This window comes from Methylobacterium sp. WL119 (assembly GCF_008039875.1).
GTDB lineage: Bacteria > Pseudomonadota > Alphaproteobacteria > Rhizobiales > Beijerinckiaceae > Methylobacterium.
The window spans coordinates 1-2,176 of the sequence record NZ_VRUU01000213.1; the positions used below are offsets into that span (position 1 = coordinate 1).

Consider the following 2,176-nt stretch of genomic DNA (forward strand, 5'->3'; position numbering starts at 1 on the left):
CCCCTCAGGGTGATACCCGCCGCAAAACCCCCCACCCCAAAAGCCCGAAAACCATGCCGAGCCACACCATCCGCCTGCATCGCGGCGACCTGCCGGCCGGGTATGAGCCGGGGGCGGCGATCGCCGTCGACACCGAGACGCTGGGGCTCAACCCGCATCGCGACCGGCTCTGCGTCGTGCAGGTCTCGAAGGGCGACGGCTCGGCCGACGTCGTGCAGATCCTTCGCGATGGGCCGGTGCCCGCGGTGCTGGCGGGCATCCTGGCCGATGCGGGGGTGCGGAAGATCTTCCACTATGCGCGGTTCGACCTCGCGGTGCTGTACCGGGCGCTCGGGGTGATGCCGGCGCCGGTCTACTGCACCAAGATCGCCTCGAAGCTCGCGCGCACCTACACCGACCGGCACGGGCTCAAGGACGTGGTCCGCGAATGCGTCGGGGTCGACTTGTCGAAGGCGCAGCAATCCTCCGACTGGGGCGCCGAGACGCTGACGCCGGCGCAGGTGGAGTACGCCGCCTCCGACGTGCTCCACCTCCACGCCGCGCGCGACCGCCTCGACCGGATGCTGGCGCGCGAGAACCGCACGGATCTCGCCGAGGCCTGCTTCGCCTTCCTGCCGACCCGCGCCCGGCTCGACCTCGACGGCTGGCCCGAGGTCGACATCTTCGCCCACACCTGAGCGGCGCCCGGCCCGAGGCGCGGTCCGGCGTGCAGGCGTCGTGGTGGGCGCAGGCGAGGTCGAGGGCGTCCACCGGCGGGTGCCCCGGCCCGCGGTTGCCCGGGCCGCAGAAGTTGCCGTGGATCAGCAGGGCGTTGTGGGCGCCGTCGATCCGCGGCATCTCCTGCGCGTGGACCAGGGCGGGCAGCGCCACGGCGAGGGCGCCCGCGAGGGCGAGCCCGCGGAAACGGATGGTTCGAAAATCGGTCACGGTCGATCCTGTTCGCTGACGCCGCCCTCGATGGGGAAGATGGGGCGTCGATCCGGCAGGGCAACCGGCGGATCAGCCGCGCGATCCGAGCGTCGTCGCAAAGGTCGCACCGGGGTCCGGAGCCTACAGGACCGGGCTCCGCCGGCGAAGCACCAGTCGATCGTGCCGGTCCGGTTGACGCATGTTAAGGCCGGGCCGGGCCGTTGCTATCATAGGCTGCAAAGATCGCTCGGATCGGCAGGAAACTGCCGGATCTCAAGATCGCGTGTGGTGCGAAGACCGCGCGCGCTTAGCCGGCATGGCCGTCCTGCGGGCGGTCGAAGTCGAGCGACGCGGTGTCGATCACGATCTGCGTCCGGCTGATCACCTCGAGCTTGCGCAGGATCTCGGACACGTGGGCCTTCACGGTCGAGTCGCCGACCTGGAGCGCGTGGGCGATCTGCTTGTTGAGCTTGCCCTGGCGGATCATCAGCAGCACCCGCATCTGCTGCGGGGTGAGCCGGGCGATGCGCTCGGCGAGCGGGGCCTTCCGCGCGGCGCCGCGGGCGGGCGGCCCGGCCTCGGCGAGGCCTTCGGGAATCGCGAGCGCGCCGGCGAGCACGTCCCGGATCGCCCGCGTCAGCGTCGCCTTGTCGACCGCCTTCGGCACGTAGCCGGCCGCCCCGTGGTGCAGCGCCTCGCGCATGATGCGCGGATCCTCGTGCCCCGACACCACCAGGATCGGCACGCGCGGAAACTGGGCGCGGATGGTGACGAGCCCGTCGAAGCCCGACACCCCCCGCATCGACAGGTCGAGCAGCGTCAGCTCGATGCCGCGATGGGCGGCCAGCATCGCGCAGGCCGCCGCGATCCCGTCGGCCTCGTGCAGCACCGCGTCGGGATCGGACAGGCCGATCGTGCTGGCGAGCGCCTCGCGGAACAGCGGGTGGTCGTCGACGATCAGGAGTTCCATGGCCTCCCCCTCCGGGGCTCGGCCGCCCCGCGCGTCCGCCCGCAACCGCCGACGAGGCCTCGCACATCCGCCGCATCCGGCCAAGCCCGGGGCGCCGTCCGCAGGCAGCACGCGCCCCGTGGGGCGCCTGCTGGCCGCACGGCCGGCGACGCCCTCAGTTCGCCCGAACGACCTCGACGAGGTTGTCCGAGAACGAGGGCGCGTGGCCCATGTCGCTGAAGGCGCCCGACGAGATGCTGTTGACCGTGCCCTCGTTGAGCTGGCGCCAGTAGCCCAGCGTCGCGACCACGATGCCGG

At 72.1% G+C, this 2,176-nt stretch carries 2 protein-coding genes; one reads left to right on the forward strand and one right to left on the reverse strand.

Translation table 11 applies throughout. The features are described from left to right. Nucleotides 1-53: 53 nt before the first annotated feature. Complete coding sequence (locus FV227_RS28455; RefSeq protein ID WP_147730061.1) at nucleotides 54-677, forward strand: ribonuclease D; 624 nt, start codon at nucleotides 54-56, stop codon at nucleotides 675-677. A 539-nt stretch (nucleotides 678-1,216) separates the two neighbouring features. Here the strand turns inward: FV227_RS28455 and FV227_RS28460 are convergent. Further along, on the reverse strand, nucleotides 1,217-1,879 hold the full coding sequence (locus tag FV227_RS28460; protein WP_147860465.1) for a response regulator transcription factor: 663 nt from the start codon (nucleotides 1,877-1,879) through the stop codon (nucleotides 1,217-1,219). Nucleotides 1,880-2,176: the final 297 nt, after the last annotated feature.

What these genes read in the sequence shown, in the direction of transcription:
- FV227_RS28455 (WP_147730061.1), top strand. Translation starts at nt 54, where the DNA reads ATGCCGAGCCACACCATCCGCCTGCATCGCGGCGACCTGCCGGCCGGG.
- FV227_RS28460 (WP_147860465.1), bottom strand. Translation starts at nt 1,879, where the DNA reads ATGGAACTCCTGATCGTCGACGACCACCCGCTGTTCCGCGAGGCGCTC.